22 protein-coding genes are annotated in these 21,859 nt (G+C 50.0%); 6 read left to right on the top strand and 16 right to left on the bottom strand.

Going from position 1 to position 21,859, the window contains the following annotated elements; genetic code table 11:
- Positions 1-215: 215 nt before the first annotated feature.
- The gene (gene rpmB, locus U5R06_03575; protein ID MDZ7721917.1) at positions 216-407 is read left to right on the top strand and encodes a 50S ribosomal protein L28; all 192 of its coding nucleotides are present in this window, start codon (positions 216-218) and stop codon (positions 405-407) included.
- Positions 408-667: 260 nt separating this feature from the next.
- Here rpmB and U5R06_03570 read toward each other — a convergent pair whose 3' ends face one another.
- The 16 genes from U5R06_03570 to U5R06_03495 form a co-directional block, all read right to left on the bottom strand.
- Positions 668-865: a hypothetical protein gene (locus U5R06_03570; GenBank protein ID MDZ7721916.1), complete on the bottom strand. Its 198-nt coding sequence runs from the start codon at positions 863-865 to the stop codon at positions 668-670.
- A 625-nt stretch (positions 866-1,490) separates the two neighbouring features.
- Positions 1,491-2,357: a cell division protein FtsZ gene (locus tag U5R06_03565; protein MDZ7721915.1), complete on the bottom strand. Its 867-nt coding sequence runs from the start codon at positions 2,355-2,357 to the stop codon at positions 1,491-1,493.
- The gene (locus U5R06_03560; GenBank protein ID MDZ7721914.1) at positions 2,303-2,680 is read right to left on the bottom strand and encodes a hypothetical protein; all 378 of its coding nucleotides are present in this window, start codon (positions 2,678-2,680) and stop codon (positions 2,303-2,305) included. Before U5R06_03560 ends, U5R06_03565 begins: the two co-directional genes overlap by 55 nt.
- A 184-nt stretch (positions 2,681-2,864) precedes the next feature.
- Positions 2,865-4,109, bottom strand: a complete 1,245-nt coding sequence (gene ftsA / locus U5R06_03555) for a cell division protein FtsA (GenBank protein ID MDZ7721913.1) — start codon at positions 4,107-4,109, stop codon at positions 2,865-2,867.
- Positions 4,033-4,812, bottom strand: a complete 780-nt coding sequence (locus U5R06_03550) for a cell division protein FtsQ/DivIB (GenBank protein MDZ7721912.1) — start codon at positions 4,810-4,812, stop codon at positions 4,033-4,035. The genes ftsA and U5R06_03550 overlap by 77 nt, the downstream gene beginning before the upstream one ends.
- The gene (gene murG, locus U5R06_03545) at positions 4,809-5,903 is read right to left on the bottom strand and encodes an undecaprenyldiphospho-muramoylpentapeptide beta-N-acetylglucosaminyltransferase (GenBank protein MDZ7721911.1); all 1,095 of its coding nucleotides are present in this window, start codon (positions 5,901-5,903) and stop codon (positions 4,809-4,811) included. The genes U5R06_03550 and murG overlap by 4 nt, the downstream gene beginning before the upstream one ends.
- Positions 5,896-6,093, bottom strand: a complete 198-nt coding sequence (locus U5R06_03540; GenBank protein ID MDZ7721910.1) for a hypothetical protein — start codon at positions 6,091-6,093, stop codon at positions 5,896-5,898. Before U5R06_03540 ends, murG begins: the two co-directional genes overlap by 8 nt.
- A 104-nt stretch (positions 6,094-6,197) precedes the next feature.
- Positions 6,198-6,377, bottom strand: a complete 180-nt coding sequence (locus U5R06_03535; protein ID MDZ7721909.1) for an FtsW/RodA/SpoVE family cell cycle protein — start codon at positions 6,375-6,377, stop codon at positions 6,198-6,200.
- Positions 6,319-7,188 (bottom strand): FtsW/RodA/SpoVE family cell cycle protein, encoded by an 870-nt coding sequence (locus U5R06_03530; protein MDZ7721908.1) that lies wholly within the window; start codon positions 7,186-7,188, stop codon positions 6,319-6,321. Before U5R06_03530 ends, U5R06_03535 begins: the two co-directional genes overlap by 59 nt.
- 3 nt (positions 7,189-7,191) lie before the next feature.
- Positions 7,192-8,109, bottom strand: coding sequence for a phospho-N-acetylmuramoyl-pentapeptide-transferase (gene mraY, locus U5R06_03525; protein MDZ7721907.1), 918 nt, complete (start codon positions 8,107-8,109; stop codon positions 7,192-7,194).
- Positions 8,046-8,276: a hypothetical protein gene (locus U5R06_03520; GenBank protein ID MDZ7721906.1), complete on the bottom strand. Its 231-nt coding sequence runs from the start codon at positions 8,274-8,276 to the stop codon at positions 8,046-8,048. The genes mraY and U5R06_03520 overlap by 64 nt, the downstream gene beginning before the upstream one ends.
- A gap of 17 nt (positions 8,277-8,293) precedes the next feature.
- The gene (murF, locus tag U5R06_03515) at positions 8,294-9,664 is read right to left on the bottom strand and encodes a UDP-N-acetylmuramoyl-tripeptide--D-alanyl-D-alanine ligase (protein ID MDZ7721905.1); all 1,371 of its coding nucleotides are present in this window, start codon (positions 9,662-9,664) and stop codon (positions 8,294-8,296) included.
- On the bottom strand, positions 9,661-11,745 hold the full coding sequence (locus U5R06_03510) for a penicillin-binding transpeptidase domain-containing protein (GenBank protein MDZ7721904.1): 2,085 nt from the start codon (positions 11,743-11,745) through the stop codon (positions 9,661-9,663). Before U5R06_03510 ends, murF begins: the two co-directional genes overlap by 4 nt.
- Positions 11,746-11,748: 3 nt before the next feature.
- Entirely contained in the window at positions 11,749-12,057 is a 309-nt protein-coding gene (locus U5R06_03505; GenBank protein ID MDZ7721903.1) for a hypothetical protein, read from the bottom strand.
- Positions 12,054-12,992 carry a 16S rRNA (cytosine(1402)-N(4))-methyltransferase RsmH gene (rsmH, locus tag U5R06_03500; GenBank protein MDZ7721902.1) on the bottom strand — a complete coding sequence of 313 codons (939 nt, stop codon included), beginning with the start codon at positions 12,990-12,992 and terminating at the stop codon, positions 12,054-12,056. Before rsmH ends, U5R06_03505 begins: the two co-directional genes overlap by 4 nt.
- Positions 12,993-13,007: 15 nt before the next feature.
- Positions 13,008-13,457: a hypothetical protein gene (locus U5R06_03495; protein ID MDZ7721901.1), complete on the bottom strand. Its 450-nt coding sequence runs from the start codon at positions 13,455-13,457 to the stop codon at positions 13,008-13,010.
- A 340-nt stretch (positions 13,458-13,797) separates the two neighbouring features.
- On the opposite strand from U5R06_03495, the gene U5R06_03490 reads away from it, so the two are divergent.
- From U5R06_03490 to U5R06_03470, 5 genes are all read left to right on the top strand, one after another.
- Positions 13,798-18,486: a T9SS type A sorting domain-containing protein gene (locus U5R06_03490; GenBank protein ID MDZ7721900.1), complete on the top strand. Its 4,689-nt coding sequence runs from the start codon at positions 13,798-13,800 to the stop codon at positions 18,484-18,486.
- Between the two features lie 114 nt (positions 18,487-18,600).
- A complete protein-coding gene (locus U5R06_03485; GenBank protein MDZ7721899.1) occupies positions 18,601-19,101 on the top strand; it encodes a methylated-DNA--[protein]-cysteine S-methyltransferase in 501 nt (166 codons plus the stop codon).
- Complete coding sequence (locus U5R06_03480) at positions 19,098-19,856, top strand: hypothetical protein (GenBank protein MDZ7721898.1); 759 nt, start codon at positions 19,098-19,100, stop codon at positions 19,854-19,856. Before U5R06_03485 ends, U5R06_03480 begins: the two co-directional genes overlap by 4 nt.
- Positions 19,853-20,203: a single-stranded DNA-binding protein gene (locus U5R06_03475; protein ID MDZ7721897.1), complete on the top strand. Its 351-nt coding sequence runs from the start codon at positions 19,853-19,855 to the stop codon at positions 20,201-20,203. Before U5R06_03480 ends, U5R06_03475 begins: the two co-directional genes overlap by 4 nt.
- 404 nt (positions 20,204-20,607) lie before the next feature.
- Positions 20,608-21,834 carry a hypothetical protein gene (locus tag U5R06_03470; protein ID MDZ7721896.1) on the top strand — a complete coding sequence of 409 codons (1,227 nt, stop codon included), beginning with the start codon at positions 20,608-20,610 and terminating at the stop codon, positions 21,832-21,834.
- Positions 21,835-21,859 lie beyond the last annotated feature (25 nt).

Below are 21,859 nucleotides of genomic sequence, written 5' to 3'. Positions count from 1 at the left end.
AAAGTCAAGACACGGGTTTATTTTTTTCCGAATGATACACGCGTATGAGTTATAAAAAGTTTTTTTGTCCTCATCACAGCAGTCCGGTCAAATGATAGTCATTTTGCAAACCGATCTATTTTTTACTGTAACCCGTATTTTTATCTTGATTTTATCAATAAAAACTCTTAAACTATAAACTTGAAAATCAGATATTTTGAATACAGGAGTCTATTATGTCCAAAAAATGTGAAATATGCGGCAAAGGTCCGTCGGTCGGCAATAATGTCAGTCACGCTCACAATCTGAACAAACGCCGCTGGATGCCCAATTTGCAAAAGATGCGCATCAAGGACGGAGAGTCCACGAAACGCGCTTTTGTCTGTACGCGTTGTTTGCGTTCCGGCAAGGTGATGAAAGCGATCTGATTTTTTCGGGTCGCATTTTTAGTTCTTTGATGTAAAAAACCATTTTACAAAAGCATATGGCGCCCCCTAAAGGGGTGCTTTTTTTTGTGGCTGTTTCAGGCTATAGATATTTTGTCCCTACGGGACAGGGGCATCGACGGCATGGAATGGAATAGTGGCGCGGGGCCGCACTGCTGTGGCCACGGAAAAGCAGACAAGAAGATTACGTATAATTTTTGCTTTTGATTACGTATAAATCCGTGGCAGCAGCGCAGTCCCTGTCACCCATCGCGCGCCGCTATTTTCAAAAAACAGGCATTTTCAAATCCGTGAAACACTCGGTCTGATGAAACTTTGCACAATCCACGTCCCGGCAGGGACGGCATATCTATAGCAACCATCGTCGTTCGTAACCGGCGTCCCGGCAGGGACGCGACAGGCGTCATGTTGATCAGGGGCTGGGAAATCCCTTTCAGCACATCCCGGAATCAATCGTTTGCAGCGGTGACTGCTGTTTCCGGCATAAAGCGCCCCTGACGGGGTGCTTTATGGGGTTCACATTGGTTCTATAGATATTTTTTCCCTACGGACCAGGCAGACGCAGCACCGGGGATCGGGGTTTGAGCATTGTGGCATTGCAAACCGTGAACCGCGCTCCGCCCCGGCGTGAACACCGGGGCTCAGAAAAGAAAGCCTCCGCCAGGTGGCGGAGGCTAACGTTATGGTTACTTGCAAAGGTTACAATTAAAACAATTTTCACCAATAGCTTTGGATTCACACTAAGGATAGGGTGCTTGAGCACCCTTTCGTTGCTGAGCCCACGGAGCGCCTCCGCCAACCGGCTGATTCATTCGTGGGCGGTTGAGCCGGGCCGCTCGATTGAGCACCGCCATGCTCACAGCCTACCCGACCAGGCCGGATTAACGCATGGTAAATACCCCTGAAGCTCGAACTCGATGCGGTTATCCTTTTTGAACAGTTTCTGTATAGCATCAAGATTTTACGAAAAAACCGGGCCTGCGGGTAAACAGGCCCGGTCCAACAGCAACTGTGGCCGTATCCAGAACTTTTCTGAAATACATGGCGCCACAATATGGAGTGGGGTTATCTTAAAACGTTCAAGCGTTTGCGGCGGCAAGCCGGAATATCCAGGTCATCGGGATTAAATTCATCCGAATCCTGGTCACTGTTCACAAAGGTAATTCGGGCCTGTTCGTTGCGTTGCGTCAGTTCTTTTTCGCGTTCAAACGCGGATTTTTTTTGCATCCCATTGCCGCCGTTTTCAGGATCGGGTTCCTGTGGTTTTTCTTTGCGCACGTTTTCCTTTTCGCGATTGATTTCATCGAGACGGTCAATAGCCGGAATCTCGCGGCGGTCATAGGTGCGGTAACGCGAGTGGTCGGTTTTGGGCCGGTTCAGAGCGATCTGTGAATGCCGCTTTTGTTCCGAAGTCAGACCGGTTGCAATGACGGTGATACGAATTTCATCCTGTATTTCCGGATCAATGACCGCGCCCAGAATCAGATTGGCATTGGGTCCGGCTTCTTCCTGTATAATGCTGGCGGCATCGTTCACCTGATGCAGGGTCATATCCGGTCCGCCGGTGATATTCACCAACAGTCCGCGCGCGCCGCTGATGGATACATTTTCAAGCAGAGGGCTGGTAATCGCCTGTTCCGCAGCGATCCGCGCCCGTTCTTCCCCGGCGATGGCTGCGGTTCCCATCAGGCTGTCACCGGCTTCATGCATTACGGTAACGATATCGGCAAAGTCCAGATTGATCAGTCCGGGAATGGTAATCAGATCCGAAATACCCTTTGTGGCGCTGAACAGAATTTCATCCGCGTAGCGGATTCCCTCGTTGAGCGGTGTGGCTTTGGGCACAATCTGAATCAGGCGTTCGTTGGGCACCGCAATCAGCGTATCCACCATGGGTTTGAATTCTTCAACACCTTTTTGCGAACGTTCCATGCGTTTTCGGGGCCTTCAAAGAAACACGGTGTGGTGACAATACCGACGGTCAGAGCGCCAATATCCTTGGCCACTTCGGCAACGACGGGCGCGGCTCCGGTTCCGGTTCCGCCGCCCATGCCGCCGGTAATAAACACCATATTGGATCCGGCCAGTACTTCGTGAATGGCCGTGCGGTCTTCTTCAGCCGCCCGGCGCCCTTTGTCCGGGTCCGCCCCGGCGCCGAGCGCCTGGGTGGTTTTGGTTGCCGATCTGAATCTTTCGGCGTGGAAGCTTTGCCGGACATGTCTGGAAGCCTGTTTTTTCGTCCGTGTTAATGGCAACAAACTCTACACCGCGCAGACCTTCATCCACCATGCGGTTGATGGCGTTTCCACCGGCGCCGCCAACACCCACCACGCGCAAGACAGCCCGTGATTTTTGTGTGTCGTCAATATCGATTGCTATGTTCATAACCCACTCCTTTCGTCATCGCACCAACGTGCTTTGACAATTATTGATCCCGTTTCAAATTGTACTCACTGTATTGAACCATCTTCTGAATCGTTTTTTGATGGTTTCGAATCCGCCGGTATTTCCGTTCTGCAGATTCTCCTTAATCTCATCCTGATGCTTGACTGCATACTGGACCAGGCCGACACCGGTTGCATACTGCGGTGTGCGCGCTTCCTCGATCATTCCGGTAAAGCCCTGCGGCACGCCCATTTTAACCGGCATATTAAAAACATCCTCTGCTATTTCCAATGTACCGGCAACCAGCATACCGCCGCCGGTCAGAACAACACCGGTGGTCATGAGATTGATGTAATCTGATTTTTTGATTTCTTCATGAGCCAACGTCAATATCTCCGCCACACGCGGCTGGATGACATCAACCAGCAACCCTGAAGAGATTTTGCGGTCAGACACCTTGTTCACATCCGGTATGGTGATCATTTTGTCACGCTCGTTATCCTGATGCATGCAATGGCCATGTTTGATTTTAAGCCGTTCCGCTTCTTCAATAGGAGTGCGCAACACAATCGCCAGATCATTGGTAATATTGCGTCCGCCCAGAGCCACGACTGACGTATGCCGGATACATCCTTCGTAAAACATGGCGATGTCCGAGGTGCCGCCGCCAATATCAATGAGGATGCAGCCCAGTTCCTTTTCATCATCGGTAAGAACAGAATGACTGGACGCCAGCGGTTCCAGCACCAGGTCGGCTACTTCGTAACCGGCTTTTTCGATACAGCGGTGAATATTCTGCGCGGATGCGATGGCGCCGGTTACAATATGCACTTCGGCTTCCAGACGAACGCCCTTCATGCCGACCGGATGGCGAATGCCTTTCATATCATCAACCATAAATTCCTGAGGCAATATATGAATAATCTCCCGGTCAATGGGCAGAGCCACCGCCTTGGCGGCATCCACAACCCGGCGCACATCTTCCTGGGTGACTTCATTGCCTTCACCGGAAACGGCGACCACACCGCGGCCGTTGATACTACGAATATGATCACCGGCGATGCCGGCGAAAACAGTATCCACATCGACATCAGCCATATCCTCGGCGCGCTGGATCGCGGTCTGGATGGACTTTACGGTTTTATCCACATCCACAACCACGCCATAGCGCAGACCTTCGGATTCACTGTTGCCGACACCGATAATCTTGACCGTGTTTGTATCACTCACTTCGGCAATGATACAGCCGATTTTTGTGGTGCCAATATCTACACCAACGATAATATCCTGTTGTGCCATAATTGGCCTCACTTTCCTTTATGTATTCTTTTTTACAACAGCGCGCCCGGCGATACGCAAGTGCCACATAACGGGCTTTGCGAATTTCCGGCACGGTATGAACATGTCTGGATAAAACATCGAGTTTATGTAGTTTACGTTCCATATCCCGGCTCCCTAGAATAATCGGAAGCACATCATCCCAATCCATAAACGCTACAACACCTTTTTCATCATCGATAATAATCTCGGAACACTGCGCATACAGGTCCGGATAGGTTTTTAACAACCTTGTAAAATTCAGCGCATCACTGATAAATGGTCCTGTGAGTACGCCCGACATCGAGTCGATCTCCAGTGACTGGCCGGATAAAATAGGCATGTCCACAAAACCGACCGAATCCACAGGAGCCAGAATTGAACCGTTTTTGTCAATCAGATAAAACCTGTCGGTTCTGAATAGCGCAACGGCCCTGGACAAAACAGTTTCACGGTCATGAGTTTTTTTCCGGTTATCCAGGACGCTCTTTTGTATGGCAGCCGGCATCTGTTCATTTTGACGAATCTGACCGGTTCCGGCTGTCCGAATATTTATATCGGCAGTTCTTTTCACAGCAGGAGCCTGGATCATCATGTGATTGATCACAACTGCCGCAATAATAAGCGTGACCATTAAGGCCAAATGAGGACGCAGGCCGTTATGGGATTTCTGACATGTTTTCATGATTTACTCACCTCCTGAATAGAACCATACAAATCTTTTGCGGCATCGGGAAAGGCCATCTCCCCCGCCCGTTGCGCCATTGCGGCTCGTTTTTGGTCATCCTGCAGCAGCGCTTTGATGTTTTTCAGCAATAGTCCTGAATGCAAATCTTTTTGTTCGATGACCACAGCTGCGCCTTTTTCTACCAGCGCTTTGGCGTTATTCAGCTGATGATCGGCAGCAGCATACGGATACGGAATTAACAGTGACGGTATCTGATTCACAGCCAGTTCGGCCAGTGTCATCGCGCCGGCCCGGGTCACAGCCAGATCCGCAGCACGATAAGCAGCGGGCATATCATCAATGAACGCATTCAGCCACACCGGTTTGTCCGATACAGATGAACGGATCATGGATTCGTCCGCCTCACCGGTTCCCCAGATGAGCTGAATCTCATCTGCAATAAGCGGATCAATAATTTCCAGCACCGCCTGATTGACGGCATGCGCACCCTGACTGCCACCAAAAATCAGCACGGTCAGTTTATCAGAGTGCAGTCCAAATGCCCGGCGGGCCTGTTGCTTTGACAGCTCAGCTGGCCGCCTGACCGGATTTCCAGTGATCCGACAATTGTCATGACGCTTGAGCCAGTTGAGAGAGGACTCGAAACTTAAATGCACCCGATCCGCGCGTTTGGCCAGCAGTCGAGTGGTGATACCGGGATAACTGTTTTGTTCCTGGATCAGAGTCGGGATATTCATGGCTTGCGCCATATACAAAATCGGGCCGCTCACGTAACCGCCGGTCCCGATGACAATGACAGGGTTCAGCTGTTTCAAGAGGTTGCGGCTTTGAACCAGACTGCAGAGCAGCCGAAACGGAACAGAGACATTCATCCAGAAACGATTTCGGGCGACGCCGCGGACTGCGATGAGATGCAGCGGGTAACCCTGCTTTGGCACGACCCGGGTTTCCACCCCTCTTGCCGTGCCGATAAAATGAATATCACAATCGGGTTGATTGCGTTTTATCATTTCTGCAATGGCCAGCGCCGGATAAAGATGCCCGCCTGTGCCGCCGCCGGCGAGGATATATGTCCGCGATTCAGTCATATGAGTGTTCCTTGCGCTGTTTCATTTTTGAGGTTCCCTGAAACGGCAATGTGCTGATACGTTTTTTATACAGACCACTATTGGGATAATTGGCAAAAGATCTCGAACCCTGTGCCGATATATTGAGTAAAATCCCGACCGCGCCCAGGTGGGAGACCAAAGCTGAACCGCCGTAACTGATAAACGGCATCGGGAATGCCGGTTGTCGGGATCAGTCCCAGAGCCACAGCGGCGTTAAAAAAGCGTACAGCGAAATCACGGACCGTGATTCCGGTCGCCGAAAGGCGTCCGTAATCATTCGGGGGCATGCCGGGCGATCATCATGCCGCGATAAAAAATAATCAGAAACAACCCCATGGTCCCCAGGGTGCCCCAGAGACCCAGTTCTTCTCCAATAATAGAAAAAATCATATCTTTATAGGCTTCCGGTAAAAAGTCGAATTTTTGAAAACTGTTCCCCACACCGACACCCATGACACCGCCGGAGGCAAAGCTGAATCAGCGACTGTTTGATTTGATAGCTCGGTTCAGTCTGATGAACAATCTGGGCCATAAAATGCCAGATACGTTTGAGCATATAAGGATGAATCCGCAGATAGAAAATCCCGATGGTCATCATGGTGGTGACTGTTGCCAGGATATAATTAAAATTGACATCAGCCAGATAAAATATCAGTATTGAAATCAGGGCGATCATTATGGCGGTACCCATGTCCGTTTCCATAGCGACCATGGCGACTACAACTGCGATCACACCCCAAAATATCAAATAGGTTTTCAAATCATTTAGGTCGTCTTTGTACTCGACCAGAAACCGCGCCAAAAGCAGAATCAGCGCATAACGGGCAAAATCGGACGGCTGAAACGTAACTCCGCCTATAGACAGCCAGCGGCAGGCCTCGCCGTGCGAAACCACAATGGGCAGTCCGGTAAACAGCAGCGCCAGCAGGATCAGCGAGACCAGGTAAAACAAGGGAGACCATCCCAGCCATTTTTTGAAATCCACAAACGTGGCAATGACCATGACAAGCAGGCCAATCACAATTTTTTGAACCTGGCGCAGCATATAGTATTTGGTGCCGTCAATTGTTTTGGCATTTTCCCGCAAAGATGCAGCCAATTCGGTATGTCCGGACAATTCAACGTTTTCAGCCCGCCTGAGCAGACGAGCGCGTGTATCCTCGTCAGCTTTGTAGGAGCTGGCCGAGTAAACCGCGGCAGCGCCGAGGATCACCAGAATCAGCACACTGAACAATAATATGTAATCGATATTCGAGACTTTCATCGTCTACCTGATCTTGAATGTCGTTAGAGTCAAAAGAGCCAACAAAATGCCGATAATCCAGAAGCGGATCACAACCTTGCTTTCGTTCCATCCGTTTAATTCATAGTGGTGATGCAGCGGCGCCATCAGGAAAACCCGCTTGCCGGTGCGTTTAAACACATAAACCTGTATGATGACACTCAGGCTTTCCAGCAGCCAAAGGCCGCAGATGATCGGCAGTAACAATTCCTTGCGCACCAGGACAGAGACCGCGCCAATCGCGCCGCCAAGGGCCAGAGAGCCGGTGTCTCCCATGAAAACCTCGGCTTTCGGGGCGTTGAACCATAAAAATGCCAGACAGCTGCCAAAGAGAGCCGCGCAAAAAACCGTCAATTCACCGGCGTTCGGCAAATAGACAATATTCAAATAGCTGCTAAAATCCACACGTCCGGTTACATAGGCCACAGCGCCAAACGTTACAGCGGCAATAGCGGTGAGCCCGGACAACATCCCATCCAGACCGTCCGTAAGATTGGCGGAATTGGATGTGGCTGTGATAATAAACGTAACCACGAGTATATAGAACGCGCCCATTTCAAGTTCCAGATTTTTAAAGAACGGTACAGTGGTTGAACTCCGCACCGCTTCCACCTCGGGGAAAAAGTAAACAGAACAACCGAGCAGAAAGCCGATGGAAATCTGTCCGGCCAGCTTGTAACGTCCCACCAGGCCTTTGGGCATTTTTTTAATCAGCTTTAGATAATCGTCATACCAGCCCATCAATCCCAGTGCAACCATGCACACCAGAACCATGAGCACATTCAGTTCCCGGATACGGGCCAACAGCAGAACCGGGATTAGAGTGCTGATCAGGATAATCACACCGCCCATGGACGGCGTGCCTTTTTTTGACTGATGCGACGCCGGGCCGTCGGAGCGAATTTCTTCGCCGATCTGGTATTTTTCAGCAGGCGAATAACAAAGGGACCGACAACCCAGCCGATCAGCAAAGCCAAAACAGCTGCCATGCTGGCGCGAAAGCTCAGATACCGGAACAGGTTAAATCCGATCCACTTGTCACTCAATGGTGCGAACAGATAATATAGCATGCTCTGCCTGCTTTCGGTTATGGTTTCAAGGCTTCGATCACGTGCTCCATATGCAGGGACCGCGATCCTTTCACAAGTATCAAATCTTCCCGCCGAATGGCTTTCAGCAGGGCATTTATCAGATCATCCCGGCTTGCAAAATGCCGCGAAACGATTCCCGCGGACTTTGCGGCGCGGTGCGTGTGTTTTGTTTCTTCACCGTAAAGAAACAGTTCATCAAAAGCATTTTCAATGGCGCGCACAGTTAGCGCCTCATGTTCGGATTTTGAATAGCTTCCCAGTTCCAGCATATCCGCCAAAACCGCAAGCCGTCGGCCGGTCTTGGGAATCTTTATATCGGCAGCGGTGCGCATGGCAGCCAGACAACTTCCGGGATTGCTGTTATAGACATCATTCATAATGATACCGCGGTTCGTCCAGTTCACCTGCATTCTGTCCTGAACCTGCGGCAGCGTCTCCAGTCCCGCTTTGATGTCAGACACCGGCAACGTAAAGCGCACACCGGTTACAGCGGCGGCCAGAGCGTTATAAACATTGTGGCGTCCCGGCAGCGGCAAATGAATCTGTGCGCCCATAAACCGAAACGAGTAGCGTCCTTTTCGATCACACTTGAGGTGTTGAGCCGCATAGTCTTTACCCGCGCCGACCCCGAATCCGGCCTGCATTTTAAGGCTGTAGACCTCTCCCGAGAGCCGGGGATCATCCGCATTAAAAATGACGCTGCCGTCGGGATTCGCGTGACTGCAGATTTCCAGTTTGGCCTGCTTGACGCCTTCCGGGCTTTTAAGATTTTCTAGATGCGCAAAGCCAATGTTCAGCAGAACGCAGATATCCGGACGGGCCAGGTAGCTGAGGCGTTCTATTTCTCCAAAATTGGATGTTCCCATTTCAATCACGGCAATTTCATGCTCATCACGCAGTTCCAGCAGAGTGGCCGGCACACCGACATGATTGTTATATGATTTTATATTGCGCAGTACATTGTATTTTTGTGACAATACCGAATAAATCATTTCTTTGGTGGTCGTTTTACCGGAACTGCCGGTCAGGGCCACTAGCGTGCCATTGAAGCGGTTGCGCCAATGCCGCGCGATCTCCTGATAGGCGGTCAATGTATCCTTTACAGCGATCAAGGGATAATGGGCGGCCTCTGAACCACACCAGTCCCGTGATACGACCGCGGCGCGCGCGCCGTTCTCAAAGGCGGTTTTGACAAAATCATGGCCGTCAAATTTGTCACCGGTCAGCGCTACAAAGACCTGGCCTGCATTAATCCGGCGCGAATCCGTAGACCAGCCAGAAACAGGTTCGCGGTCCGGCGGGCTTTCGCCCCGCCATTCCGCGTCAAGTTCCGGAATCGCCAGTATGTCATTCAAATTGAGTTTCATTCAAGCTGCTCACTCAGCGAAAATTGATTCTTACAACTAATTTTTACACGTGTTCCCGGCTCTGCGCTGCGCCCGGCTTTGGGATGCTGGTCCACAACGACACCGCTCCCCTCAATCACACATTCATAGTTGTGCTCTATGAGAATATTGCGCGCCCGGCGTACGGACATGCCGACCACATTGGGCACATTTTTTTCATTGCGGGCAAACAACACCACCCGCTCTCCCGTTTGCACGCGGGCGCCCGGCGACGGATGCTGGTCCACAACAACCCGGCCTTCACCCTGCTTTAAGGTGGTCAGCCCAGACGAGGCGGCAACCTCCACCGCATTCCCGGATTTCATTCCGATAAAATCCGGTACACGCACAGAGGTTTTGGCGATCCGCGCCGATGGCTGTGAAAAATAGTCCAGCCCTTCAAGCGCGATAATCCGTTCCATAATCTCGCGGAAACAGACACCCGCCACCTGACCGCCATAATAAACATTTCTTGGGTCTTTGACCATAATGAACAGGCAGACAGCGGGATCCTCTTTGGGCATAAAGCCGCCGAATGACGCGATATAGCGGTGCTTGTAATACCCGGCGCCATTGGGACGTACCATGTGTGCGGTGCCGGTTTTGCCGCAAAGTTCAACTCCGTCAATATCCGCCTGAACACCGGTGCCGCGCTCAACCACATCGGACATGAACCGTTTCAGGATACGGCTTGTTTGTAAAGAAATCACTTTGTGATTTTTACGTCCAGTGCGCGGAAACACCTTGCCGTCGCGTATCGTAGCCTGGATCAGGCGCGGCTGAGTGTAAACGCCGTCATTGGCGATTGTGGAATACATCATGCACATCTGCAATGGCGTAACCGCGACTGCATGTCCGTAGGAAAGCGCCAGCTGTGTAAAAGGTACCCAGTCTTTTGTCGGTTTCAATATTCCGTTAATTTCACCCACCAGATCAATGTCCGTTTTTGCACCAAAGCCGAACTGATTCAGGTACGAATATAATGTGTTACGGTCAAAACCCTGAACCGACTTGGCGATTCCGATATTTGACGATTTTACAATGACCTCGCGCATGGTTATGGTTTGCAGGGACTTTGTATCGCGAATCGTTTCACCCATCACATGATAGACGCCGTTTTCCGCATAGACTGTATCCAGGGGATGTTTGAATCCGGCATCCAGCATGGCCGCCATGACGCCAACCTTGAAGGTACTGCCGGGTTCAAACTGATCGGTGATGGCGCGCAAACGCCAGGATGCCATATCGTATTGCCGATAGGCGTTGGGATCAAAAGAAGGCTCGGAAGCCATGGCCAGGATATCACCGCTACGGGGATCCATCAACACCGCGGCGCCGCTTTCAGCGCTATATTGTTTGACTGTGCGAAGCAGCTCTTCTTCAAGAATACGCTGGTAGCGGATATCAAGCGTCAAAACCACATCGTTTCCATCTGCAGCAGGTTTTTGCTGATAACGGGGATGCGGCAACGTTTTCGATTTTGCCGTTTTCAGCAATACTTCCACACCGGGCACACCGCGCAGCACATGATCGAGCTTTCCTTCCACACCGGAGCGACCCACCCCATCAATATCCGTGAAACCGATAATCTGAGCGCCGGTGCGTCCTTTGGGGTATCGACGTTTCATCACACGCCTCACCCCCAGTTCGGGGAGATTCAACGTTTCAGCACGCTCAGCCAGCGTCACATTTTTTTTGCGTGCGATTTCAAAAGAGCCGCGGCGCCCTTTAATCTGACGGGCTATTTCACCGACAGACGCGTCAATCAACGGACTGAGATGTGCGGCTGTCTGATAGGCATCCGTTACCTGGCGCGTGTCAACAATCAGGGTTGCGGCGGGCACATTAATGGCAAGCGGTTCACGATTGCGATCATAAATTCTGCCGCGGTTCGGCTGCAGCTCCCGGCGCAGAATATGCTGCTCCTCACCCAGCTCAACATAGCGTCCGCGGTTGAAAATCTGAATATCGACCAGACGGGCGCCAATCATCAGAAACATCACAGCCATAAAAACCATGATCGTGATATAGCGTCTGGAATATTTTTTCCGCCGTTTGGCCATTGCCTACTCTCCGCTTTCATTCGTAAAAATATTGATCGTTTCTGCGTTTTGCAGCTGAACCTTGCCTTTCAATACCGCACGTATGCGTTCCGGACGGGTCAGTGAATCGTGCTGAACCACAAGCAAGGCATTCTTGTTTTTCAGCGTCCGGAGATCCGCCTTTAATTCAGAGTTTTGCCGCAACAGCCGGGTAATGGAAACACTCTGCCAGACATTTGTAAAAAAATACACCGTCAAAAGCACCAGGAGAATGACCGCATACCGGCCCCAGCGAACAGCATTGCGTTGTTTTTTCGGCAGTTTCTGTCTCATACCGGCACCCCGGTGCGTTCGGCAACCCGCAAGCGCGCTGACCGGCTGCGCGGATTATTTTCGATCTCCTGAGCATCCGGCTTTATCAAGCGATGCACAATTTTCAGCCGGGGCTTTTCTCCGCACACACAGACAGGCAGTTCCTTCGGACATGTGCACGGATCAGCCTGTTTTCTAAAAAATGATTTTACAATTTTTGCTTCCAGAGAATGATAGTCAATGACCGCAAGACGCCCGCCCGGTGTCAGTATATTTAGACTGGAATCGAGCAGCGCCTGCAGACTGTACAATTCCTGATTTACAGCAATTCTCAGAGCCTGAAAAACACGGGCCAGAGTTTTGATCAGAAACTGTTCACCGGCGGCGTTTCGGACGATATCCGCCAATTGTCCGGTGGTTTCGATACGATGGTCCCGGCGAGCGCGCATTATTGCGCGCGCGATCCGGCGGCTCTTTTTTTCCTCGCCGTATTCCCACAATAACCGCGAAATATCCTCTTCGTCATAGGTATTCAACAGCCATGCTGCGGTTAAGGAATTATTTTCTATATCCATCCTCATATCGAGCCGTCCGTTTTTCGAAAACATAAAACCGCGATCAGGCTCGCTGATCTGTAACGTCGAAACTCCGAGATCCGCAAGCAGACCATCAACCTGATCCACATCATGACTGAGCAGCAACGCACGAATATCTTTGAAATTTCCCTGTACCGCGGTAAAGCGATCGCCATATTCAGACAAACGGTTCGCAGCGCGTTCAATCGCCTGAGCATCCTGATCGATACCGATAATCCGCAGGTGGGAAGCGCTTTCCAACAACGCCCTGGAGTGTCCACCGTCCCCGAGACACACATCAACAATCGTCGATGCGTTGTGTACATCAAGTGCGCTTACAACCTGCCCGGCAAGAACCGGTATATGATAGCCATGCTGCACGGTTCCCACTCTTTGTTAAAAATGATCAGCTTCATACAAAGCCTGAATATCGTCTTCGGTTTTCTGCGCGTATTCTTTGTACGATTTGGCATTCCAGATTTCCAGATAATCTTCACACCCGACTACAATCACTTCAGATTCTTTCTGAAGATTGGCCCATTCCACGAGATCGGAATTCAGGGAAATACGTCCCTGCTTGTCAAACGCGGCCTGGGTCATTCTGCCAATAAACTGGCGTTTTAAAGCATTCAACTGTTTTTTCTTTAGTGTTTTATCGGTAATTTTCTCTTTGAATTCTGCCCAACTATCTTTATAATAGGCTGTTACACAATGCTCGAAACCGCGGGTAACATACAACTCGCTGCGCTGATCTTCGGGCATACCCTTGCGGTGGCGCGCCGGAATGGCCAGGCGTCCGCTCTTTGGGTCAAAGGTTACAGTGTATTGTCCGTTTAGATCAGCCAAAATTCACCATTTTATGTTTTGGTTTTCCATTAATCACCACGATTCACCAAAGCAAGATAATATAGTATGCAATAAAAGTCAAGAAAAAAAGCCAAAACAGGGGTTTAAAATCAATTTTTTTTCAACAGGAGAACTTTGCGCTGAATAATAATTCATTTACCATTTGTCTGAAATTTATCATATTTCACCTTGCTTTTTATCGATTTTATCGCCAACTTTTCGGTTTAAATTCGAGACAAGTTCAGATCTTTTTCATCCATCCGACAGGATAGTGGTCTGTGAAAATTAAGTTTTGTCCGTATTTATTTGAGTGTTTGAATAAAGTCAAAAGGAAATGTCCATGAAATTATATTGTCAAACAATTGCGAGTATCCTGCTGTTTTCACTGATACCGGTCCTGGCGCAGGAACCTCTTGAACTTCCGTTGATATCCGTGCAGGCATCATTTTTGGGGAATGATACCGGTGATATGGCCGGGCACCATGTTTCCATCATTGGCGATATTGATCAGGATGGATATAATGATTTTCTGATCACCGCTCCCGGAGCGGATTACGATGCAAAGACAGACGCGGGTCTTGTCTATTTGTTTTACGGAAAAGCGGATAGCTGGGACAAAAATACAAATTTGAGCAGCGCGGAAGCCATTTTTCACGGAGAAATGCCGGCCAATGAAGCCAGTCACGACGCCTTTGGAATCGGCGATATCAACAATGACGGATATCCGGATTTTGGCATCAGCATCAAAAAAACCCAGTACAATCAGGGCGGCATTCGCGCCGGCAAGGTCTATCTGTTCTTTGGAAAAAATGAACGCAGACGGGGTCTTTTTTCGCTGGAAACCGCGGATGCCTCGATTATCGGCGAGGAGGAAAAAAGCGAAGCTGTTCACATCAAGGGTGTCGGAGATATCGACAATGATCATTATGATGACTTTATAATCGGGTCCGGCTTTAATGATAGTAACGGCGAGGACGCGGGCAACGTCTATATCTATTTCGGCAAACCCACAGCAGAGTGGCAGGTGAATGACACCACAACCACAGCCGATGCCGGCTTTACAGGAGAAGCAGCCGGAGACTGGGCCGGACATCGGGTTGCCGCCGCGGGGGATGTCAACGGCGACGGTTATGATGATTTTCTCATCGGCGCCAATCGGGTGGCCTTTCAAAACACAAATTACACAGGCAAGGCCTATCTTGTATTGGGTGGTCCTCGCGGTTCTTTTTCAAAAAATAAAAGCCTCGAATTTGCGGACGCTTCCTGGTACAGTTCGGAATTCAAACAGGAACTTGGATGGAATGTAGCCGGCATCGGTGATGTGGATGATGACGGACTTGATGACATACTGATCAGCGTCCAGAAAAACAGCACATTTTATATTCTATTGGCGCAAAACCTCACCTACCAAAGCAATCAGCTCATTACGGATGCTGCCGACGTTGCAATAGAATCACACGGTGAAAATGATGACATTGGTCATGATATTCATCCATTGGGTGATCATAATCGGGACGGAATTGATGACTTTATTATCGGCGTCTCCAACAGTGACGTGAAAACCGGCGGCAAAGCCGGTGCGGCGTATGTTTTTTACGGACGCAGCAACTGGCCTACCACCTTGTCCATTGATGAGTTTGACATCCGGTTCCACGGCGAATCCGCGGGCGATGAAGCGGGATTTTCCTGTTCAGGCGCCGGAGATGTAAACGGGGATAACAGCAACGACATTTTGATCTCCGCCTGGAAACAGAACGGGATGGGCAAAGCTTATCTTTTTCTCACACCGCCGCCGGGCCTGACGCTTTTGTATCCGAACGGCGGAGAAGAGCTGTTCACCGGCACAACCGAAACAATCCGCTGGACCCGCCTAACCGGTATTGACAATGTTTCGCTCAAATACAAAAGCGGAATCAACGGCGCCTGGCAGACCATTATCGAGTCTACACCCAATGACGGCTCATTCGACTGGAAGCTGCCATCAAGCCCCGCCGCAACTGTCTATGTACAGGTCAGCGATGCCGCAGACGGCAGTCCGTCGGATGCAAGCGACCATGCCTTTAGCATCTCCAGACCGAACGACCTCGTACTCAGGGCGCCGAAAGGCGGAGAACAGTTAAACGGTTTATCCACTTTTGATATCACCTGGCTGCCGGGCGGATCCGGGAGTTTCGTCAGTCTGGAGTTTTCTTCAGACGGGGGGGCGACATGGACGTCAATCGCAAGCCGGGCCGACAATAACGGTACATTTACCTGGCTTGTTCCCAACCTTTCCTCTTCTCGTTGTTATATCCGGCTGGTCGACAGTAATGACCCGGCGAATCAGGATATCAACAATATACCATTCAGCATTCAGGAATCCACGACGCTGTTCCTGGAGGCGGAGCATATGACCCGAACTGAAGGTGTCGAGATAGAAGACCGGCCGGATGCCAGCAACGGACAGACTGTTGCGGTGCCTCGCAGTGTGAGAACCGGCACGCTGAGCGCCGAATTTAATTTTCAGCCCGGCACTTATCAATGGGGAATTCGCTATCTGGACGAGATAGACGGCAGTTCACTGTGTAAAGTCTATGTAAACGATTTACTGATTGACAAATGGTATTTTAACGAAGAAACAGAGATGGATTCCTTTTATATCCGCGAATTCGGCGAGCAGGATTTTGCACTCGGCGATGAGATTAGCATTGATCTGAATCATCACAAGGGAGAATATGGCCGGGTAGACGCGTTGATTTTTCAACCTCTTGACGTCGTCGAGGGCAGCATAACCGTAGTGGCTCCAAACGGCGGCAAGCGCTGGAGATATAACACAGAACATGAAATCAGATGGGAAGCGATTGACATGCGGGGAGATGTGAAAATCATGGTCTCACGCAATGCCGGCGGCGGTTTTACAACCATTGCCCGGGTTCCGGCGGCTGATGAATCATGGACCTGGAATGTCGAAAAACCATTATCGCATGAATGTCTGGTTCGTATTCAGTCTCTGAACGGCTCGGTCAGTGATACCAGCGACGAACTGTTTTCCATCATGCCTGATCCGAAAATCACGGTGACCGCGCCCGACGGCGGTGAAGCCTGGATGGTGGGTGAAACCCAACGTATCTCCTGGCAGGCCCAGGGCGGCGGCGCCAAGGTCCGTATTGACCTCAGCCGCGATAACGGAAACGAATGGGAAACCCTGGTGGACAGCACGGATAACGACGGCGTGATCAACTGGAATGTCAATGCGCCCGCCTCCGATTCCTGCCTGATCCGGATTACGGAACTCCAGTACAATACCGCGGACACGAGCAATGCCGTTTTTTCAATTGTCCCGATTCCGTCCATTGCGATCAAAAGTCCGAACGGCGGTGAAGTCTGGCAGTCAGGCACCACGCATCCGATCGAATGGCAGTCGCAAAATCTTTCAGGCGATCTGACGATTGAACTCTCTCTGAATCATGGAAAAAGCTGGACAGCCTTGAGTTATCAGGTCACGGATGACAGCCCATTTAACTGGACAATTGACAAACCCGCCTCCGATTCCTGCCTGATTCGAATATTTGATCAGGCCGGTGTCGCAGATACCAGTGATGGCGTGTTTTCCATCACCCCTCCTCCCTCACTGACCCTGATCAAACCCAACGGCGGCCAAGTCTGGACATTGGGTGAAACCCGCCGGATCGAATGGCAATTGGACCATTCAGACAGTCCGGTCGATGTCTACCTGAGCCGGGACAATGGTGGCGCCTGGGAAACATTACAGACCGCTGTTGACAGCGCATATTACGACTGGACAGTGAGCGGTGATGTTTCAGAACACTGTCTGGTTCGGGTGATGACACAAGACAGCCTGGCACAGGATTACAGTGATGACAACTTTTCGATTGATCGCGTTCCGGCCCTGGCGCTTGTCCAGCCCAACGGCGGTGAAGTGTGGAACATCGGACAAACGTACGCGATCTCGTGGAACAGCGTCAATATCAGCGGCGCTGTTGACATTCATCTCAGCCGGGATAACGGGGAGACCTGGGAATTGCTGGAACGCCGGGATAACGGCTCTTTATTTGAATGGACCGCCGGCGGGCCGGCCTCAGATTCCTGTCTGATTAAAATTTCCTCGGAAGCGGATTCCGCATCTGCTATCAGTGATTCTGTTTTCTCGATACAAGTGGAGCCCGGTTTGGTGATCACAGCGCCCGATTCCGGCGCCCTCTGGAGCGTTGGTGAGAGTCATTCCATTCAGTGGAGCTCGATAAACATCAGTCCGCTTGTAACCCTTGAATTCTCCGTCGACGATGGAGAAACCTGGACAACCATCGCGGACTCTGTGCAGAACAATGGCGGGTACAACTGGACGGTAGAAACGACACCTTCGAATCTCTGCCTGATCCGCATTTCAGATACCGCCGGTTCCGTTTCAGCCATCAGTCCGGTTTTTCAAATCCAGGCCGCTCCCCAAATCACCCTGTCCTCACCCGAGGCCGGCACAGTCTGGATCGTGGGTGAACAGGCCGTTGTAAGCTGGGGGACGACTAATCTAAACTCCCGCATCCGGTTAAGCCTGTCACGGGACAACGGGCAATCCTGGGAAGAACTGTCTGTCATCAAAGACGCTAACAGCTACACCTGGACGGTAACAGAACCGGTGAGCGAAACCTGTCTGCTGGCGGCTTTGGATACAACCGGCGCCGTCACGGACACGACGGATATTTTTCATATCCGTTACGCGTCCGGGGTGGCCCGGCTTGGCGGGGAAATACCGGCGGCGTTTTCATTAAAAGCAAACTATCCGAATCCATTCAATCCGGAGACGAGACTTGTGTATACACTGCCCAAAACAACACGGGTCACGCTTTCGATTTATGATATTCAGGGACGCCTGATAGACCGTCTGGTCGATCAGCAGCAGCCCGCAGGAACCTATATGATCAACTGGAATGCCAAAACGTCTCACAGCGGCGCCCTGTCATCCGGCATCTATTTCTATCGTATTGATGCAGAAGGCTTTAGCGAAACCCGCCGGATGATGCTGATAAAATAGAGTATCAGCCCGGCGGAATCCGCCGGGCTGATTTTTCCCTTGAATCTCATGAATAAATACTTTAATTTTGATAATAGTATATGAAACATGTAAACTGAATATCCATATTTTGCGATGAACACATCTATTCATGTAGCTGCCTATCATAACCCTGCATTTCCTCTACTGTTGGCTTGTACAGACCATGGTATCTGCAATATAACATTTGCAGTCAGTCAGAGATTTGATGTATTCAAACAACAGTTTGATTCCCCGGCAGAGCAAACCTGCCCGTATTTGAAACAGCTTGAACGTGAACTTGACAGCTATTTTCAAGGCGCTCTATCCGCGTTCAAAACCCCGATTGACATTATCGCCGGCACCTCATTTCAAAGATCGGTCTGGCAAGCGCTGCGGACTATCCCCTGCGGCGAGGTTCGAACCTACGGACAGATTGCCGGTCAAATGGGCAATCCGGGCGCGGCACGCGCTGTCGGCAGCGCCAATGGCGCCAATCCCCTGCCCATTCTTATCCCCTGCCACCGGGTAATTGCAGCCGGCAACAGGATCGGCGGATTTGGCGCCGGAGTTGATATCAAAAGAGCCTTGCTGCAGCTGGAGGGCGTAAACATTTGATGTCACTCAATCCGAAAATCGGGCGTATTCTTTTCAAAGGAGAATGGTCACCGCAGCAGGTTGATAGTGCCTGGAATCCCTCTGCGCCGCCTCTGCCGACTCAACTCCAGCAAAGCATTGATCAATTCTGGCGTCAAAGACAGGCCAGGCATACCTTTAACGGCGACCTGGCCCGACTGGCCGGTTACGAATTTCGGGAAACGGGTTTAAAGCTTTATCTTCAGGCATCGGATTACAAGACATTGCTTTATTCAAACCAACACGCGTCCCGACTCGCTGAAAAAAATCCTGAACACCTGTCCCGCGCACTGGGTATCAGCGCCATTGTAGAAACAAATAACAACAGCATTGTCTATATAAAACGCAGCGACAAAGTCGGGGAATACCCGCTTGTGCACGACATTCCCGGAGGTCATATTGACGTGCCGGAATCAGGAACACCCGATGCCTTTGCCTCCATCAAGCAGGAAATTATTGAAGAATTGGGAATTCCAGTACGGAACCCAATTGAGCTTATTGGAATGATCGAAACGTTTGAAACCCTAAAACCCGAGTTGATATTCAAATTCTTTTCGCAATTATCAGAAAAAGACATAAAGAACTTTGGCCGCACCGCCAAAGACCGTTTTGAATATACGGATCTTTTATTCTGTCCCTGTGACAAATTAAGCGCTCTTTTAAGTGATAAAACATTCAGTCCATCAGCCTATTCAAGTCTGGTATTATACAGTCAAACACAAGAGGTCATCTGTTGAATAATAACGAAACTCTGCACGAAACATATCCTGATATCAACCGCATATATATCTCGGGTACTTTACTGCATGATCCACCGCTTCGTTATACACGAAAAGGCGTGCCGGTCACCAACTTTATCATTGTTACGGCGCCCGACTCTGAGAGTCCTGAAACCAGTCCGGACCGGAAACCGTGCTATATCAGCGTAGTGGTGTGGTCCAAGCAGGCTGTACAGTGCAGCAGAAACCTGAAAAAAGGCAGTCCGGTTGTCATTTTAGGCGAATTGCAGTCCATGCCCAATTGGAACCCGAATGATGATTACTATCCGGTTCAAATCAGTGCGCAGTGGATACAGTATCTATAGCGCAAATGAACAAGGGCAGATGTAAAACCTCTGTATATTTTCCGCACAGGGGTGGCCCTTATTCGATCGAATTCGTCGCATAAAGCCTTTATAACCCAAAAGACTGCCCAGAATGCCATTTTTTTAATTTTTCCCTTGAAATTGGTTTTATAAAACCTTATGTTATAGCATGATATTTACATCATACAATAACACAGGATTCACTTTTTCCCGCAATTTTATCTCTGCTATCCAGTTTACCTATTGCATTATAGCTTACCCTCAGAACAACTAATTGTGGGGTGTTCTGAGTATTTTTTAACGGATAACGGAAGATTTCTGTTACTCTGAGTGTTATTACAATACACACTTTTTTAAATACCCCTAACTAATAACAAGTGAACCAAACATATCAAGGAGGTTTTGTGAAAAGCTCGCAAAAACACTTTATGTCTGTTGTAATCGTTTTAACTCTTTTGTCAGCCACGTTTGTAATGGCCGGCGAGTCATCATTTAACATTGGCGGCGCTGTTCGTTACAACATTTTTTTAAAAGATTATGAAGATGGTGAATTCCAGTTTAGTGATGGACAATTCACCTGGGATACGTGGCGTTTAAATATCTCCGGTAAAAATTCCGCCGGTGTTATTCTTGATTTTGAATATCGCTTTTATCCCACATTCGACACCCATTTCATCCATCATGGATTTTTGGGTTACGAATTTGAAAATGAAGATCAGATTCAGCTGGGTGTGAACCAGGTGCCGTTCGGCGATCAGACCTGGGCCTCTCACAGCTGGTGGTTTTCCGGCGCCTATTATATGGGTCTGGAAGATGATTATGATATGGGTTTGAAATATCTGACCAGCAAAGGCGACTGGGATTTTGCTCTGGCTTATTACTTCCAGCCGGAACCCGCAGGTCCCGCGCCCACAGGCTATGAACCGGACTGGCCGTCCTACGGCGTCGGCGGTTCCGGCCGTTATTCATACGACATTATCCCCAAGGACGCCGGTTCTGAAAACTGGTTGTTTCCTGGCGATGAAGGCTCCATGAGCGTTTACGAACGCAATCAGGTGAATGCCCGCGCCGCCAAGTCTTTCGAGATCGGCGATCTGGGTACATCTGAACTCGGTGTGTCCGCCCAGTACGGCCAGATTTACAACTCGGCTCTGGATGAAAACGGCAGCCATTACGCCGTTGCCGGTCACCTTGATGCAAATCTGAACAAATTCAACGTCAAACTGTTCGGTATATATTACAATCATGACACCAAATGGGATGACGGTTCTGAAGCCGAGGTGATCCCGATGGGCGCTTATGGTTCCGGTGTATACCCGGTTGCCGCTGAAGCCACTGTGTTGAACCTGGGTGTTTCTTATCCGGTTTCGGTTGACTTTGGTCCGGTGTCCAGTCTGACATTCTACAATGACTATACATTGACCGACAAAGCCAATGCTGACTTTGAGGATACCCAGCAGAACATTCTCGGGTTCATGGCGACCGCCGGCAGTGTGTACACTTATTTTGACATTGCCATGGGTAAAAATCAGCCCTGGCTGACCAATACCTTTGGAAAAGGCCTGGGTATGGGTGATCCGGATGCCGGATGGAATATCCGATACAACATCAACATTGGTTACTATTTCTAAAACATACTGCCAGCGAAGGAACTAT

Source organism: candidate division KSB1 bacterium (assembly GCA_034521575.1).
Lineage (GTDB): Bacteria > Zhuqueibacterota > Zhuqueibacteria > Residuimicrobiales > Krinioviventaceae > JAXHMJ01.
This window is presented reverse-complemented; position numbering and strand designations above follow the sequence as displayed.